The sequence below is a fragment of the Streptococcus tangpeifui genome, assembly GCF_044503215.1.
GTDB lineage: Bacteria > Bacillota > Bacilli > Lactobacillales > Streptococcaceae > Streptococcus > Streptococcus tangpeifui.
Genome location: NZ_CP172427.1, coordinates 1,619,029 through 1,633,939, shown reverse-complemented (window position 1 = coordinate 1,633,939; position 14,911 = coordinate 1,619,029). Strand labels below are relative to the sequence as shown.

The following is a 14,911-nucleotide window of genomic DNA, read 5'->3' as shown; positions in this document are numbered from 1 at the left end:
TGAAAACTCAGCCTTGTTTTAGAAAGAGAACTATGGATAACAGACCGATTGGCTTTTTGGATTCTGGTGTTGGCGGTTTGACGGTTGTCCGTGAGCTGATGCGCCAGTTGCCCCACGAAGAGATTATTTATATCGGCGATTCGGCTAGGGCTCCCTATGGCCCAAGGCCAGCCGAACAGATTCGAGAATTTACTTGGCAATTGGTTAATTTTCTCTTGACCAAAGATGTTAAGATGATTGTCATTGCCTGCAATACAGCGACTGCTGTTGCTTGGGAAGAAATTAAAGAACAATTGGATATTCCTGTGTTAGGTGTGGTTCTGCCGGGTTCCAGTGCAGCCATTAAATCAACAAGTTCGGGTAAGATTGGTGTCATTGGTACCCCTATGACGGTCAAGTCTGATATCTATAGGAAAAAGATTGTAGATCTGGCTCCTCAGATGCAGGTGACTAGTCTGGCCTGTCCTCGCTTTGCCCCCTTGGTTGAATCTAACCAGATGACTTCTAGTATTGCTAAAAAAGTAGTTTATGAAAGTCTGGCTCCCTTGGTTGGCAAGGTTGATACCCTAATTTTGGGCTGTACCCACTATCCTCTTTTACGGGGTATTATTCAAAATGTTATGGGGCCCTCGGTCAAACTGATTGACAGTGGAGCAGAGACTATCCGCGATGTTTCTGTTTTACTCAATTATTTCCAGCTTAATCGCAGCCGGGACGTCAGTGCCAGCCAGCACCGTTTCTATACAACGGCGGGAGTAGCAACGTTCAAGGAAATTGCAGAAAATTGGCTGGGACAGGATTTAAATGTGGAGCATGTTAAGCTATGACAGATAAGATTTATGAATACAAGGACCAGACCGACTGGTTTGTCGGCAAATGGCGCGACTTGACCAATATCTATAATCTGGGCGGAGAAAAGGATTTTTTTCAAATTGAGCAGGAATTAGCCGGCCTCATCTCTGGTAAGCAAGGCTTTGATGTGTCAGTTCTCCGCTATTCTTCAGATTTTCGCCTGATGGCTTTTATCATTGATATGATTAATGAGGAATTAGATCGGAATCTAGAAATTAAGCCGTACAGGGGAGCCATCATCATTACCGAAGGCCAGCTCTTGCGTTTAGTTCACCTGCCTGAGCAAGGCTTGTCTCTGGATAGCTTTTTTAGTCAAGAGACTAAGCAGAGCTTAGGTGATAAAATTCTGATTGCCACCCGCAATGATGGTAAGACCAAGGAATTTCGTCAGATGTTTAAGAATCTGGGTTTGGATGTTGAAAATCTCAATGACCACCCCGACTTGCCGGAGGTAGAAGAAACAGGGACAACCTTTGAAGAAAATGCCCGCCTCAAGGCTGAAACCATTGCTCAATTGACTGGGCAAATGGTTTTGGCGGATGACTCAGGTCTCAAGGTGGACGCCCTAGGCGGGCTTCCTGGTGTTTGGTCGGCTCGCTTTTCAGGGCCTGATGCCAATGATGAAAAGAACAACGCTAAGCTCTTACATGAGTTGGCCATGGTCTTTGAAGAGAAAGATCGATCGGCTCAATTCCATACCACTCTAGTTGTAGCGGCACCTGAGCGCGAAAGTTTAGTGGTAGAAGCTGATTGGCCGGGCTATATTGCGTTTGAAGCCAAGGGAGAGAATGGTTTTGGATATGATCCTCTCTTTCTGGTAGGAGAAACAGGCCGAACGGCAGCCCAGTTGGCAGCAGAGGAAAAGAATGCTCAGTCCCATCGTGGCTTAGCTGTTAAGAAGTTGATGGAGGTATTTCCAGCATGGCAACAAAAACAATCGTAGTGATGAGCGATTCTCATGGAGATCGTGAGATTGTCCAAAGTATTAAAGCTTATTATCAGGGAAAGGTCGATGCTATCTTTCACAATGGAGATTCTGAACTTCCTTCTAATGATTCAATCTGGGAGGGAATCAAGGTAGTGCGTGGGAACTGTGACTATGATAATGGCTATCCAGAGTCCTTGGTCACTCAGGTCGGTGATGCGGTTATCGCTCAGACCCATGGCCATCTCTACGGCATCAATTTTACTTGGGAGCGTTTAGATCTTTGGGCTCAATCAGAAGATGCTGACATTTGCCTCTATGGCCATCTGCATCGGGCAAGCGCTTGGCGCAATGGCAAAACTGTCTTTGTCAATCCCGGATCTGTTTTACAACCGAGGGGTGAAATCACAGAGAAGCTCTATGCTAAAATTGAGATTTCAGAGACGCTAATCAGAGTGAGTTATTACACTCGTGACCACCAGCTCTATCCCAGCTTAACACAGGAATTTGAACGATGATAGCGAAAGAATTTGAAGACTTCCTTACCCCCTTTCAAGAGGACTACCTGACACCAGCTGAGGATCTGGCCCTAGTCATGTCTAATCATAAGGCGGGACATGTCATGCTTTTATTGACCAGAAATGGGTATTCCAGAATCCCTGTCATGTCTACGGACAAACGCTATATGGGTACTATTTCCATGTCGGATATTCTGTCCTATCAAGCTCGGAATGGCTTGTCTGATCAGGAGATAGCAGATGTTGAGATTCTTGAAATGCTCAATCACAAGATTGATATCCTGACAGATGATGCGGATTTGACCGAAATCTTGCACAAGATTGTTGATTTTCCCTTTCTGCCTGTGATTGATAAGCAAGGGATCTTCCTTGGTATTATCACCCGTAAGAAGGTTCTCAAATCAATCAATAGCCTACTGCACAATTTTACAGAGGAGTATCAGATTGAGCCCATTGATCCAGAGTCTTAATGATTTTATTGCCAGCAAGGACCTATCCGAGAATTCCCGCAAATCCTACCAGTATGACTTGCAGCAGTTTGTCCAGCTGATTGATGCTCAGGTTTCTTCAAATAAGCTCAAGCTCTACCAGCAGTCTCTTGCTAACCTCAAGCCATCGGCCCGTAAGCGCAAGTTTTCTGCTGTCAACCAGTTTCTCCTTTATCTCTATGAAGAAGGGCAAGTGGCGCATTATCATCATTTAAAAAATCATGAGAAAGTGAGACCAGAAGCAAAACCGCAGGACCTTTTGGACCTTGCTTGCTTTAGGCAAGCCCAGCCCAGTCATGGGAAGTGGATTGCCCTCTTGATTTTGGAACTTGGTTTAACCCCAAGTGAGATTGCAGGAATTAAGCTGACTGATGTGGATTTGGAATTTCGTGTGATTCGCTTGAAAAGGGCCGAACAGGTGAGGATTCTTCCCCTATCAGAGGAGCTGCTGCCTTGGCTCAGTCAGCTCAGCGATGGTCTTTATCTTTTTGACAAGAAGGGACAGCCTTATTCGCGGCAGTGGTTTTTTAATCAGCTCAATGACTTTTTAGCTCAAGTCGGTTTTCCAGATTTGACCGCTCAAAAATTGCGGGAGCAATATATCCTAAGAGAAGTCAAAGAAGGAACCTCAATATTGGACTTAGCGAAAAATTTGGGTCTTAAAAGTCCCCTAACCTTGGAGCACTATTACAAGCATGGATATTAAATTAAAAGATTTTGAAGGACCGCTAGATTTACTCTTGCATCTGGTCTCAAAATATGAAATGGATATTTACGATGTGCCCATTGTGGAGGTCATCGAACAGTATCTGGCCTATATTTCCACCCTGCAGGCCATGCGGTTGGAAGTGGCCGGTGAATATATGGTTATGGCCAGTCAGCTCATGTTGATTAAGAGCCGCAAGCTTCTGCCAAAAGTGGTGGAAGAAACGCCACTGGAAGAAGATCCGGAGCAAGAACTGCTCAGTCAGTTGGAGGAGTACCAAAGATATAAGGAGCTCAGTCAGGAATTAGCTGCCCAGCATGACATTAGGGCTCGTTTTTTCTCCAAGCCCAAGCAGGAATTGATTTATGAGGATGCTGAGCTGTCCCATGATAAGACGACACTGGATCTCTATCTGGCTTTTTCTAAGGTCATGGCAGCTAAGCAGGAAGAGATAAAAAATAGTCATACCACTATTGAACGGGATGACTATAGAATTGAAGATATGATGGAGTTGGTTTCAACCCGTCTAGTTGGCCACAAGTCTGTCGAACTGGGAGAAATCTTTTCAGAAGCCCAGTCTATGAATGAGGTTATCACTATTTTTTTAGCCACTCTAGAATTAATTAAAGTCGGTCGGATTCAAGCCCGACAAGCTGAGAATTTTGGACAAGTCACCTTGATTAGCATGGAAGGAGAGCAGACTTAATGTCTTATTTAGCACAAATTGAAGCTCTACTCTTTGTGGCGGGAGAAGATGGTCTCAGCCTGCGCAATCTGGCCGGTTTACTGGATATCTCAGTCACGGCAGTCAGCCAGCAGCTGGAAAAACTGGCTGAGAAATATAGGATGGATCAGGATTCTGCACTTTATCTGCTAGAGTCTTCCAATACCTACAAGATTGTGACCAAGGAGGAACACGCTGAGCTCCTGCGGCAGTATTCCAAGGCTCCCATTAATCAGAGTCTGTCCCGAGCCAGTCTGGAAGTTCTTTCCATCGTAGCCTACAAGCAGCCCATTACTCGGGTTGAAGTGGACAGCATCCGCGGTGTTAATTCCAGTGGAGCTATTTCTAAGCTGCAGGCTTTTGGTTTGATTCAGGAAGTCGGCAAGAAGGATGTTATCGGCCGGCCCAACCTCTATGCGACCACTGATTATTTCTTGGATTATATGGGAATCAACAGCTTGGATGAGCTGGTTGATGCCTCTGCGATCGAATTAGTGGATCAGGAAATGACCCTCTTTAGTGAGGATGATATTTAAAACAGAAAGAAAATCATGAGAATTAACAAATACATTGCCCACGCTGGTATAGCCAGTCGCAGAAAAGCAGAAGAGCTGATTAAAAAAGGTCTGGTTAGTATCAATGGTCAAACAGTGACAGAGTTGGCTACCAATGTCAAAAATGGTGATTTAGTCGAAGTCTCTGGCCAGCCCATTTATAATGAAGAAAAGGTCTACTACCTCCTAAACAAGCCTCGGGGCGTGATTTCTAGCGTCTCGGATGATAAGGGACGTAAGACCGTCATTGACCTTCTGCCAGATGTCAAAGAGCGCATTTACCCTGTCGGCCGACTGGACTGGGATACCACTGGTCTCTTAATCTTGACCAATGACGGCGATTTTACCGACGAGATGATTCATCCCCGCAATGAGATTGATAAGGTTTATCTGGCACGGGTCAAGGGCATTGCGACTAAGGAAAATCTGCGGCCCCTGACACGGGGCGTGGTGATCGATGGTAAGAAAACAGGACCTGCCCGCTACAATATCATCAAGGTTGAGCCTGATAAGAATCGCTCGGTCGTTGAGCTAACTATCCATGAAGGCCGCAACCATCAAGTGAAGAAGATGTTTGAAGCTGTCGGCCTCTTAGTAGATAAACTGTCCCGCACCCAATTTGGCACCCTTAACTTACGCGGTTTGCGCCCAGGAGAATCCCGCCGCCTTAATAAAAAAGAAATCAGCCAGCTCCACAATGCGGCTGTTACAAAGACCAAATGAAAAAACTCTTGATCGCTCCAGTTCGCCTCTATCAAAAATTGATTTCCCCTCTAACACCGGCTTCTTGCCGCTATCATCCCACTTGCTCCAACTATATGGTTGAAGCTATTGAAAAGCATGGCCTGCTAGGCCTACTCATGGGAATCGCCCGAATTTTACGCTGCCATCCCTTCGTCGAAGACGGTGATGACCCCGTACCTGATCATTTTAGTTTAAGAAGAAATCACAAGTCTCAGAAGTAGAGACTTGTTTTTTATCGGAATTTTTTTAATAAAAATATGAAAAATGAATCAGTGAATAAACCAAAGCGTAGTAAAGAGTACAAATGGACATGGATAACGAATCGGTTGTAATGTAGATTTCCTAACGCTAGTTAATGCATTTAAGTGGTTCTTCAAGTCAACATTTTATTTTCAAATATGACAAAAGTCATATCATGTCATGACATTAGGTGCTGAAAAGTTTTGCTCTTTTTCGATAAACTTAAACCAGAAAGAAAATATTATGAAAATCAAAGTATCTGATAGCATTTATACCCTATTGGAGTGGTTTGCGCAGTCTTGAGTGTCTTTACAATTGTTTTTGAATAGTTGAAGATTGAGTGGCCTTTTCATATTTGGAAGATTTATGGGCTTGTTAATTTCAGCGATTGTTCTAATTGGTATTACTCAATTTCTTATCGAAGAATTAACAGACTAGGAAGAAAGGACAACCTTCTCCTACCTTAATAGTTACAAAGGAGGGACTAAAATGACCTATGAGGAGATCAAACTTAAACTTTTAGAAGATGGTATCCGCAGCTATAAAGTCTTTCAAGGGATTAAAATTTACTCCCACATTGTCAAAACTGAGGATGAACAAAAACAAATCTCAAAAAGAGTTTACCTGACAAAAAAGCAACACTATGTTTATTATGAGCGAACAGATCCTAACTGGTATTACTGGAATAAAGATAGGGAAAACGCAAACTTTGATCCAAGTGATATTCATGAAAATACCCTTTTTGAAGTGGCAGATGATTTGGAAACTTTAACAAAATATTTGGGAAAAGATATCATTCACAAACTGGCGGAAAAAGTTCAGCATGGTGAAGTCACCGAATATCTAGATATTTAGAATTATCAGCAAACATACCATCTAAATAAACTTACCCTAAAGCCTGTGTAAAAAGATAAACCGTCTAGAAAGTCAGGATTTTCTGCTAATTTCCTATTTTTGCTTTGCCTTTTAGGGGTTTGGCATTATTTCAAAAATGAACATAGGCTGCGGATGGTGGTGTCAAAAAGACGATTTCTTCTAGAGTTTTCTCTTGACTCTGTGTCAAAATTCCTATTTTGACGGTGTTCGCGGATGTCCTTTGCGACACGAAGTTTAGTTAGTCGATTTTACGAACCAAACGAAGTTAGTGGGAGAGGTAGGGAGTGGGAAAGAACCCAAAAATTGAAAATTTTGGTTCGTCTTCCCACCTCCGCACAGTTGGCTAGGTTTTCCGCTTTGGCCTTGTGGCAAAAGGAAAGCCAGCCAACCACTGCGTCAAGAGCTTATTCCAAAACAGGAATGTTGGACAAGTTTTTGTCCAGCCTCGTTTGGTATCAAGTGTGGAGCACTTAGATAACAAGCCTCTGCCGTATCTTAGTAAAAGGAGTATAGTGATGGCAACTACTGTTATAAGCGTTTCAAACTTATCCAAACAATTTAAATCGAAAAAGGTTCTGGAGGGTATTTCCTTTGACGTTAAGGAAGGCGACTGCTTAGCCCTGATTGGACCTAATGGTTCAGGCAAAACAACACTCTTTAACTGCCTGCTGGGGGACTATGCTCCAACAGAAGGTAGCGTTACTGTACTGGGGCAGAATACCCAGTCTTCACAGCTTAAAAGAAAGGTGGGCATTCTTTTTCAGGAGAACCTGACAGAAGAAAAGATGAAGGTTTCTGAACTTCTCAATTTTCAAAAAGCTGTCTACTCAAATCCTCTGTCTGATAAAGCAATTGATGCCTTGCTGCAATTTTCTGACCAGCAGAAAAATCAGTTTGCTGAAAAATTATCTGGCGGTCAAAGACGACTTCTGGCTTTTGTGCAAGTCTTGGTCGGTCAGCCCGACATCATCTTCTTAGATGAGCCGACGGCTGGCATGGACACGAACACACGCAAGCGTTTTTGGGAGATTGTTGCAGATTTGAAAATGACAGGCAAGACCATCATTTATTCCAGCCATTATATTGAAGAGGTTGAACACACGGCGGACAGAATTTTGGTCTTACACCAAGGAAAATTGCTGCGTGATACCACGCCTTATCTGCTGCGCTCAGAAGAAAAAGAGAAGGTCTTCACCTTGCCTGCTGATTACCTCTATGCTGTTGAAGGGCAAGATATTAAGGGCTTGACTGTTAAAACAGACACTATTTCTTTTAGCAGCAGACAACCGCAGCATATTTGGGATTTACTGACAGAAGCTAAGTGTCCTATCGAGGATATTCAAATGACCAATCGTACCCTTTTAGATACTATTTTTGACATGGCAAAGGAGAATGATTATGAACACGCTTAAAGCAATCCTGCATCAGGAATATCTCATTAATAAACGTTCCCTGTCCAACCTAATAATGGGAATTGGCATGCCGATTGCTTTCTTTTTGCTCTTTACCAGCATTTGGGCCAGTGACGATAATATGCCTAAAGAACAGGTAGCCTATTGGGTACGTCAATATATGATACAGATGACAGCCTTTTCCAGTCTTAGTTTTGCCTTTTATTCCCTGCCCTTCGCTTTTCAGGAAGATAGAAATGGCAACCGTCTCAGAAGTATTCAGCACAGCCCAATCCCTATATGGCAATACTATTTTAGTAAAATCTTAGCTGTTCTCGTTCACTTTGTTTTAGCTATTATGGCTGTTTTTGCGGTAGGGTACTTTATCAAAGGAGTTGATATGCCTGCGATCGATTGGCTGACTAGTGCGGTGGTTTTATTTGCTGGAGCGGTCTGTTTTATGCCTTTTGGTGCCCTTTTTGCCCATATCAAATCTTCGCAGACTCTCTCTTTGGTTTCCAATATTTTCTATCTTGGCTTGGCTGTCTTGGGCGGCCTCTGGATGCCAGTACAGACTTTCCCAGATTTTATGCAGAAACTAGCCAAGGTGACCCCGACCTATCATCTCAATAATCTCTTAATTTCTTATTTCAAAGATGATTTTTCCATCCAGTCTCTGGTTATTCTGCTAGGATATGCTATTATAGTTTTAATAATTGCTCTGGCAGCTGGAAAAAAATTTGAGGTAAATTGATGTTTCGCCGATTTCAAAAGACGGATTCGCTCTTTTATGTAGGGCTAGTCTTCATGATCTTTCCTTGGGGAGGGGTGCTGTGGTTCGGCTATCCTAGCTGGACCTTAATCCCTTCAATACTTTTTGGAATTTGTTATATTTTGATTATTCATCTTCGCGATCAGTATAAAAAGTTGATTGCCCTCCTGTGGTTCTATCTGCTCGGCTATATTCTTGGGATGACTTTTGCGATTGAGCCTAATATGATGTGGTTTTTATTCTATTTAGAAAATCTTTTAGTTTGGCGATTTGAGGGTGATATCCGAAGTTACCGCATGGTATCCTACGTGTTTGCTCTTTCGGCGGTTATGCTGTGGGGGTTATTCTTTGCTCAGCCCTTAATAGCAAAAGTAATGACGGTACTGATTACCATCTTTATCATTGCCATGCATTTTTTTCAGCGACAGACCTATATGGAAAATAAAATTCAAGAAGAAATTTATCAGAAAAATAAGGAAATTAATCTCCTGTCCGCCGAAAATGAACGCAACCGAATCGGCCGCGATTTACACGATACGCTGGGACATACCTTTGCCATGATGACCTTGAAAACAGAACTGGCTCTCAAGCAGCTGGATAAGAAAAATCTAGCTGCTGTTAGTAAGGAGCTGCTGGAGCTTAACCAGATTAGCCAAGAATCGATGAAGAATGTCCGCGAGCTAATTAATAATCTCAAATACCGTACAGTGGCAGAGGAATTAGATAATATCACTGAGGTGTTTGCCCTGTCAGACATTGGCCTGACAGTAGATAATCAGTTGAACTTAGATACTTTATCACCAGTTATCCAGTCCAGCATGACCATGATTTTACGAGAATTAACCACTAATATTATCAAGCATGCTGGGGCTAATCAGTGCCGTATCAAGTTATTTAGGTCTGACAACAAACTGGTGGTAGAGGTCAGTGATAATGGCTGCGGTTTTGCCCAGCTGACTGGTGAGGAGTTGCATTCTATCAAAGAGCGCCTACAGCTGGTTAAGGGGGACGTTGTGATTCTATCCAGCCAAAATCCAACGCTTATTCGTGTGACCTTAGAAGAAGGAGATAGGCTATGAAATTATTAGTTGCAGAAGATCAGGCCATGCTGCGGGATGCGCTTTGTCAGCTTCTACTCATGGAGGATGGTGTGGAGGAAATTTATCAAGCTACAGATGGGGACGAAGCGATAGCTCAGCTGCAAAAACAGGCTGTTGATGTCGCTATTTTAGATGTTGAAATGCCAAAGAAAACAGGACTTGAAGTCTTGGAATGGATTCGCGCTAATGCGGATATCAAAGTGATCATCGTGACCACTTTCAAGCGTGCAGGCTATTTCAAACGCGCTTTAGCAGCTCATGTAGACGCTTATGTTTTAAAGGATCGCTCAGCTTCGGAACTCATGAAGACTATTGATACGGTTTTAGCAGGTCACAAAGAATACTCACCAGAGCTAGTTGAAGAGGTGACTTTTACGTCAAATCCTCTCAGTCGGCGCGAACAGGAAGTCCTAGAATTGGCAGCTCAAGGTCTGTCCAATCAAGATATTTCTGAAAAACTGTTTTTATCGAATGGGACCATCAGAAATTATATGACCAGTATTTTTAATAAATTATCGGCCAGCAATCGTACCGATGCCGTCCGCATTGCCAAGGACAAGGGCTGGGTGTAGGAAAAAATTAAAGCCGTTTTAAAAAGCAGTGTTATTTGTCTAAACCAGCAAAACTTCAGTTCCTGCAAGGGTCTGAAGCTTTTTTATGCGTAAGGAACGATTGACATTCACTTATTTGGAGACTATAATAGCTTCCAATAATAGGCATCTTACGATTATTGAAAGTTGGACGAGTGAACAGACAGCTAGGAGGATTTCGCCATCATAACTGTCTGCCCCAGCCTTCACTTAGTCAATAGAGCGTTGCATCCGCAAGTCAATGGACACGGCTCTCTAAAAACAAAAGGAGTAACCATGCATTTTATTGAAAGAAAAATTAAAGGTATCCGCACAACCTGGCAAGAAATGTCGCAGGGGCTGCAACTGATCATCCGAGGATTAAAAGAGCATTCTCTAGCAGAGAGCCTCAAGATCTTTTGGGATGATTTGTTTGCCAACCGCAGCCTCGTTCAATGGCTTTACTTGCTGATCCTCGGCAGTTTTCCGCTCTGGCTGGAACTTTACTACCATCATCAAGTGAGAGACTGGGTAGGAATGACTTGCAGTCTGACCGGTATTATCTGTGTCATTTTTGTATCAGAAGGTCGGGCCAGCAACTATCTATTTGGTCTAATTAATTCGGTTATTTATTTGATTTTAGCCTTGCAAGAAGGATTTTATGGTGAGGTACTGACAACCCTGTACTTTACGATTATGCAGCCAATTGGTCTTTTTGTCTGGATTTACCAATCTCAGTTTAAAAAGCAGGAGCAGACGTTCGTGGCTCGTAAATTAAACTTGGCCAACTGGCTCAAATATCTTCTGGTAACCGCCCTTTGGTGGCTGAGCTTCGGTCTCATCTATCAGTCCATCGGAGCTAGACGGCCTTTCAGAGATAGTGTCACCGATGCGACTAATGGGGTAGGCCAGCTCCTGATGACTGCGGTCTATCGCGAACAGTGGCTCTTCTGGGCAGCTACCAATATTTTCTCCATCTATCTTTGGTGGGGAGAAAGTTTGCAGATACAAGGAAAATACTTTATCTACCTCATTAATAGCTTAGTCGGTTGGTACCAGTGGTCTAAGGCAGCAAAGAAAGGTGGGGCAGCCACTATTAGTCGTCAAGATGCTGTCTAGCTCTAATGGTCAACTTTGAAGAATGCCCAGATTATCAAATTCTTTCATTGATGATGAATGAGAATCCGCCTATCAGCAGATTAGATAGTACGATGAAAACTATGGTGATACAGTTTATCAAAAAATGGACGGAAAGTTCGGGCTTGATTTGCCTTGGTAAGTAGGGATAGCTCTAGGACAAAAGGCTAGTACAACTGAAAAAATTAAAGAAAAAATCCAAAAATTTTTTACAGAAAACGCTTGCCATTTTCGGGGGACTGATTTATAATATAAACCAATCAGAAGAAGTACTTTAAGAGAGGTTTTCAGGAAGTTGCCGGTTACTGTGAGGCAATAGCAGCTCTTTTGGGAAATGGGCTGATGGCTATAAAAGCGGAGATAAACAATAGTCTCCCGGTTAGGCACCCCTTATCGTGCAGCTTGTTGTTGGACAAGTATGAGATGATGGGAAATATTGACAAATCCTATCAATCGAGGTGGTACCGTGTTTTGACTTTGTACTAAACGCCCTCGCACAGATTTTTCTGTGCGAGGGTTTTTGACGTTTATCTCAAGAATTTGAAGCCAACCATTTTTCAGAAAGCCGATTCCGTAAGTAAATACCCAAAGAAAATCAAAAATAGACAAGGCAGCGAAGTGCAGGCAGTACTAGTGTACGGCAAGCTGAAGTCAACGATGTATAGTTTTGATTTTCAAAGAGTATAAGAAAGGACTTCTAAAACTTTGAACATCAGATAATGGCTGTAAAGGAGGAATGCTATGCCCCAGACACTAGCTGACGTTCGTCAGAAAATAGATAGTTTAGATCAGGAAATGATTAAATTGTTGGCCGAGCGGCAAAAATTAGTAGAGACAGCGGGACGTTTAAAAACCAGCCAAGATACTGCCGCTGTGGCTGCCCCTCATCGTGTAGCCCAGATAATCCGTGAACGCCGCAGTAGGCCGCAGAGGCAAACCTATCACCAGCTGTTGCGGAAGCTGTATGGCGGTCAATGATAGAAGCTTTTATCCTATTAGAGACTGAAATTAATGAGGAAAAACATCCTCATACCAGTTAAACTATTTGCAAAAAGGGGTAGGATCAACCCCAAAATTGAAAATTTGGGGGCTCACCACTCCCTAGTTTCAAAGTGGTGACCTGAAACGGTCTCTCCCCAGACCGTTTCACTCCCACTCTGCACAGCTCAAAAGGTCTGGGAGACCTTTTGAGGTTGGAAATAAAATGAACGATGTTCATCACATTTGTTTAGGTTTTCCGCTTTAGTTTTGTAGCCAAAAGAAAGCCTGCTGACGCCTGCGTCAAAAGTTTATTCCAAAACAGGAATACTGGACGAATTTTTGTCCGGTCTCCGATCACATAGACAGAAAGGAATCATTATGCAAAAAATTTTACCGGCAGATACGCTGACCCCGATTTTAGCTTATATGCGCATTAAAGGTCAGCATAAGGTCATTTTGGAATCTATTCCCCGCGAAAAGGAAAATGCCCGCTTTTCAATTGTGGCCTATAATCCCGTTTTTGAACTGCGTTTTGAAGAAGGCCGCTTATTAAAAAACGGAATAGTAGTTGATGATGATCCGCTTGATTATCTCAGCGCCGTAACACTTAAATCGAATCAATCTGCCCTTCCTTTTGGCGGCGGCGCCATCGGTTTTGTTGGCTATGATATGATGAATCTTTATGAAAATATTGGTCAGATTCCCCAAGACACTATCGGGACACCGGATATGCACTTCTTTATTTATGAGTCATATTTGGTCTTTGATCACAAGAAGGAAAAGGTCTATGTGGTAGAGGATAATATTTACAGCGGCCGTGATAATGATGCTAGCCGTCAGGCATTGGGACAGGTCATTCAGGATTTGCAGACTCAGGCTCCGAATGAATTCAGCCCGCAAGAGCTGCACCGACTGGATTTTAAGAACCACCTAGAAAAGGAAACGTTTGAAGCTATGGTCACCAAGGCTAAAACACTTATTCGTCAGGGAGATATGTTCCAATGTGTGATCAGCCAGCGCTTCTCCAGCGATTTTCAAGGAGATCCGCTCGATTATTACCGAAATTTGCGCGTGACCAATCCGTCAAATTATCTCTATTTCTATGATTTCGGAGATTATCAGATTATCGGAGCCAGTCCTGAGAGTTTAGTCTCCGTTAAAGACGGTCAGGTCGTGACCAATCCGATTGCCGGCACTCGTCCCAGAGGTAAGGATGAAGCAGAAGATCAGGCCTTAGCGAAAGATTTAGCCAGTGATGTCAAAGAAACGGCCGAACACCGTATGCTGGTCGATCTAGGCCGCAATGATATCGGTAAGATTGCTGAGATTGGCAGTGTTAAGCTGACCAAGTATATGGAAGTGGAATATTTTCGCTATGTGATGCACCTGACCAGTGTTGTCAAAGGAACTCTGTTGTCTCAACTGACAGCTATTGATGCTCTAAAATCAACCTTACCAGCAGGAACCGTATCAGGTGCTCCTAAAATTCGTGCTATGACGCGTATCTATCAGCTGGAAAAAGAAAAAAGGGGAATCTATGCCGGTGCCATCGGTTACCTATCTGCGACAGGCGATATGGATTTTGCCATTGCTATTCGGACAATGATTCTCAAAAATAACAAGGCCTACGTTCAGGCTGGAGCTGGTATTGTTTACGACAGTCAGCCTGAGAATGAATTTTACGAAACAATCAATAAGGCCAAGGCTATGACAAAAATAGGAGATGCCCAATGATTTTACTGATTGATAATTATGATTCTTTTACCTATAACTTAGCTCAGTATCTTGGGACTTTCGCAGAGGTTAAAGTGCTGCGCAATGATGCTGAAAACGTGTATCAAGAGGCGCAAACAGCTGATGCCCTAGTTTTTTCACCAGGTCCCGGTTGGCCAGCTGATGCTGGGAAAATGGAAAGTCTGATCAAGGACTTTGCTGGACAAAAGCCGATACTGGGTATCTGTCTGGGACATCAGGCTATTGCTGAGAGTTTTGGCGGTAAACTGGGGCTGGCTAAAAATGTGAGACATGGGAAGCAATCGCCTCTGGAACTGCAAGCACCTTCTCCTCTTTTTGAAGGTATTGCAGACGGCGTACCTATTATGCGCTATCACTCAATAGTCGTTGAAGACCTGCCTCAGGATTTTGAAGTGACGGCCATCACTAGCGATGATCATGAAATCATGGCTATGCAGCATAAGGAACTGCCCATTTACGGTCTCCAATACCATCCGGAAAGTATCGGCTCACCGGATGGCTTGAAAATGATTGAAAACTTTGTCAAGCTTTCAGCCAAAGAGTAAGAAGCAAACAGTAGACGTATAAAATGTAAGAGGA

17 protein-coding genes and 1 pseudogene are annotated in these 14,911 nt (G+C 43.1%); all 18 read left to right on the top strand.

Annotated features, from left to right (window positions below; translation table 11 throughout):
• Positions 1–32: 32 nt before the first annotated feature.
• Entirely contained in the window at positions 33–827 is a 795-nt protein-coding gene (gene racE / locus ACFSN5_RS07480) for a glutamate racemase (RefSeq protein WP_165209963.1), read from the top strand.
• Positions 824–1,795 carry a nucleoside-triphosphate diphosphatase gene (locus ACFSN5_RS07475; RefSeq protein ID WP_165329497.1) on the top strand — a complete coding sequence of 324 codons (972 nt, stop codon included), beginning with the start codon at positions 824–826 and terminating at the stop codon, positions 1,793–1,795. Before racE ends, ACFSN5_RS07475 begins: the two co-directional genes overlap by 4 nt.
• The gene (locus tag ACFSN5_RS07470; protein WP_165329496.1) at positions 1,774–2,295 is read left to right on the top strand and encodes a metallophosphoesterase; all 522 of its coding nucleotides are present in this window, start codon (positions 1,774–1,776) and stop codon (positions 2,293–2,295) included. Before ACFSN5_RS07475 ends, ACFSN5_RS07470 begins: the two co-directional genes overlap by 22 nt.
• On the top strand, positions 2,292–2,765 hold the full coding sequence (gene cbpB / locus ACFSN5_RS07465) for a cyclic-di-AMP-binding protein CbpB (RefSeq protein WP_165210540.1): 474 nt from the start codon (positions 2,292–2,294) through the stop codon (positions 2,763–2,765). Before ACFSN5_RS07470 ends, cbpB begins: the two co-directional genes overlap by 4 nt.
• Positions 2,740–3,489 carry a site-specific tyrosine recombinase XerD gene (xerD, locus tag ACFSN5_RS07460; RefSeq protein WP_165209972.1) on the top strand — a complete coding sequence of 250 codons (750 nt, stop codon included), beginning with the start codon at positions 2,740–2,742 and terminating at the stop codon, positions 3,487–3,489. Before cbpB ends, xerD begins: the two co-directional genes overlap by 26 nt.
• On the top strand, positions 3,479–4,195 hold the full coding sequence (locus ACFSN5_RS07455) for a segregation/condensation protein A (RefSeq protein WP_165209975.1): 717 nt from the start codon (positions 3,479–3,481) through the stop codon (positions 4,193–4,195). The genes xerD and ACFSN5_RS07455 overlap by 11 nt, the downstream gene beginning before the upstream one ends.
• Complete coding sequence (gene scpB, locus ACFSN5_RS07450) at positions 4,195–4,749, top strand: SMC-Scp complex subunit ScpB (protein WP_165209978.1); 555 nt, start codon at positions 4,195–4,197, stop codon at positions 4,747–4,749. Before ACFSN5_RS07455 ends, scpB begins: the two co-directional genes overlap by 1 nt.
• 15 nt (positions 4,750–4,764) lie before the next feature.
• Positions 4,765–5,490 carry a pseudouridine synthase gene (locus ACFSN5_RS07445; RefSeq protein WP_165209981.1) on the top strand — a complete coding sequence of 242 codons (726 nt, stop codon included), beginning with the start codon at positions 4,765–4,767 and terminating at the stop codon, positions 5,488–5,490.
• Positions 5,487–5,732 carry a membrane protein insertion efficiency factor YidD gene (yidD, locus tag ACFSN5_RS07440; protein ID WP_165209984.1) on the top strand — a complete coding sequence of 82 codons (246 nt, stop codon included), beginning with the start codon at positions 5,487–5,489 and terminating at the stop codon, positions 5,730–5,732. The genes ACFSN5_RS07445 and yidD overlap by 4 nt, the downstream gene beginning before the upstream one ends.
• 508 nt (positions 5,733–6,240) lie before the next feature.
• Entirely contained in the window at positions 6,241–6,606 is a 366-nt protein-coding gene (locus ACFSN5_RS07435; RefSeq protein ID WP_165209987.1) for an EXLDI protein, read from the top strand.
• A gap of 536 nt (positions 6,607–7,142) precedes the next feature.
• On the top strand, positions 7,143–8,039 hold the full coding sequence (locus ACFSN5_RS07430) for an ABC transporter ATP-binding protein (protein WP_165209990.1): 897 nt from the start codon (positions 7,143–7,145) through the stop codon (positions 8,037–8,039).
• A complete protein-coding gene (locus ACFSN5_RS07425) occupies positions 8,026–8,772 on the top strand; it encodes an ABC transporter permease (RefSeq protein WP_165209993.1) in 747 nt (248 codons plus the stop codon). The genes ACFSN5_RS07430 and ACFSN5_RS07425 overlap by 14 nt, the downstream gene beginning before the upstream one ends.
• Positions 8,772–9,869: a sensor histidine kinase gene (locus ACFSN5_RS07420; protein ID WP_165209996.1), complete on the top strand. Its 1,098-nt coding sequence runs from the start codon at positions 8,772–8,774 to the stop codon at positions 9,867–9,869. The genes ACFSN5_RS07425 and ACFSN5_RS07420 overlap by 1 nt, the downstream gene beginning before the upstream one ends.
• Positions 9,866–10,462 carry a response regulator transcription factor gene (locus tag ACFSN5_RS07415; protein WP_165209999.1) on the top strand — a complete coding sequence of 199 codons (597 nt, stop codon included), beginning with the start codon at positions 9,866–9,868 and terminating at the stop codon, positions 10,460–10,462. Before ACFSN5_RS07420 ends, ACFSN5_RS07415 begins: the two co-directional genes overlap by 4 nt.
• Before the next feature lie 294 nt (positions 10,463–10,756).
• Entirely contained in the window at positions 10,757–11,578 is an 822-nt protein-coding gene (pnuC, locus tag ACFSN5_RS07410) for a nicotinamide riboside transporter PnuC (protein ID WP_165210002.1), read from the top strand.
• Between the two features lie 759 nt (positions 11,579–12,337).
• Positions 12,338–12,636 (top strand): annotated as a pseudogene (locus ACFSN5_RS07405) (chorismate mutase).
• Positions 12,637–12,955: 319 nt separating this feature from the next.
• Positions 12,956–14,311, top strand: a complete 1,356-nt coding sequence (trpE, locus tag ACFSN5_RS07400; RefSeq protein ID WP_165210005.1) for an anthranilate synthase component I — start codon at positions 12,956–12,958, stop codon at positions 14,309–14,311.
• The gene (locus ACFSN5_RS07395; protein ID WP_004226843.1) at positions 14,308–14,877 is read left to right on the top strand and encodes an aminodeoxychorismate/anthranilate synthase component II; all 570 of its coding nucleotides are present in this window, start codon (positions 14,308–14,310) and stop codon (positions 14,875–14,877) included. The genes trpE and ACFSN5_RS07395 overlap by 4 nt, the downstream gene beginning before the upstream one ends.
• Positions 14,878–14,911: the final 34 nt, after the last annotated feature.

Excerpts from the sequence above, each read along its gene's own strand:
- racE (WP_165209963.1), top strand. The coding sequence starts at position 33 with ATGGATAACAGACCGATTGGCTTTTTGGATTCTGGTGTTGGCGGTTTG.
- ACFSN5_RS07475 (WP_165329497.1), top strand. The coding sequence starts at position 824 with ATGACAGATAAGATTTATGAATACAAGGACCAGACCGACTGGTTTGTC.
- ACFSN5_RS07470 (WP_165329496.1), top strand. The coding sequence starts at position 1,774 with ATGGCAACAAAAACAATCGTAGTGATGAGCGATTCTCATGGAGATCGT.
- cbpB (WP_165210540.1), top strand. The coding sequence starts at position 2,292 with ATGATAGCGAAAGAATTTGAAGACTTCCTTACCCCCTTTCAAGAGGAC.
- ACFSN5_RS07455 (WP_165209975.1), top strand. The coding sequence starts at position 3,479 with ATGGATATTAAATTAAAAGATTTTGAAGGACCGCTAGATTTACTCTTG.
- scpB (WP_165209978.1), top strand. The coding sequence starts at position 4,195 with ATGTCTTATTTAGCACAAATTGAAGCTCTACTCTTTGTGGCGGGAGAA.
- ACFSN5_RS07445 (WP_165209981.1), top strand. The coding sequence starts at position 4,765 with ATGAGAATTAACAAATACATTGCCCACGCTGGTATAGCCAGTCGCAGA.
- yidD (WP_165209984.1), top strand. The coding sequence starts at position 5,487 with ATGAAAAAACTCTTGATCGCTCCAGTTCGCCTCTATCAAAAATTGATT.
- ACFSN5_RS07435 (WP_165209987.1), top strand. The coding sequence starts at position 6,241 with ATGACCTATGAGGAGATCAAACTTAAACTTTTAGAAGATGGTATCCGC.
- ACFSN5_RS07430 (WP_165209990.1), top strand. The coding sequence starts at position 7,143 with ATGGCAACTACTGTTATAAGCGTTTCAAACTTATCCAAACAATTTAAA.
- ACFSN5_RS07425 (WP_165209993.1), top strand. The coding sequence starts at position 8,026 with ATGAACACGCTTAAAGCAATCCTGCATCAGGAATATCTCATTAATAAA.
- ACFSN5_RS07420 (WP_165209996.1), top strand. The coding sequence starts at position 8,772 with ATGTTTCGCCGATTTCAAAAGACGGATTCGCTCTTTTATGTAGGGCTA.
- ACFSN5_RS07415 (WP_165209999.1), top strand. The coding sequence starts at position 9,866 with ATGAAATTATTAGTTGCAGAAGATCAGGCCATGCTGCGGGATGCGCTT.
- pnuC (WP_165210002.1), top strand. The coding sequence starts at position 10,757 with ATGCATTTTATTGAAAGAAAAATTAAAGGTATCCGCACAACCTGGCAA.
- trpE (WP_165210005.1), top strand. The coding sequence starts at position 12,956 with ATGCAAAAAATTTTACCGGCAGATACGCTGACCCCGATTTTAGCTTAT.
- ACFSN5_RS07395 (WP_004226843.1), top strand. The coding sequence starts at position 14,308 with ATGATTTTACTGATTGATAATTATGATTCTTTTACCTATAACTTAGCT.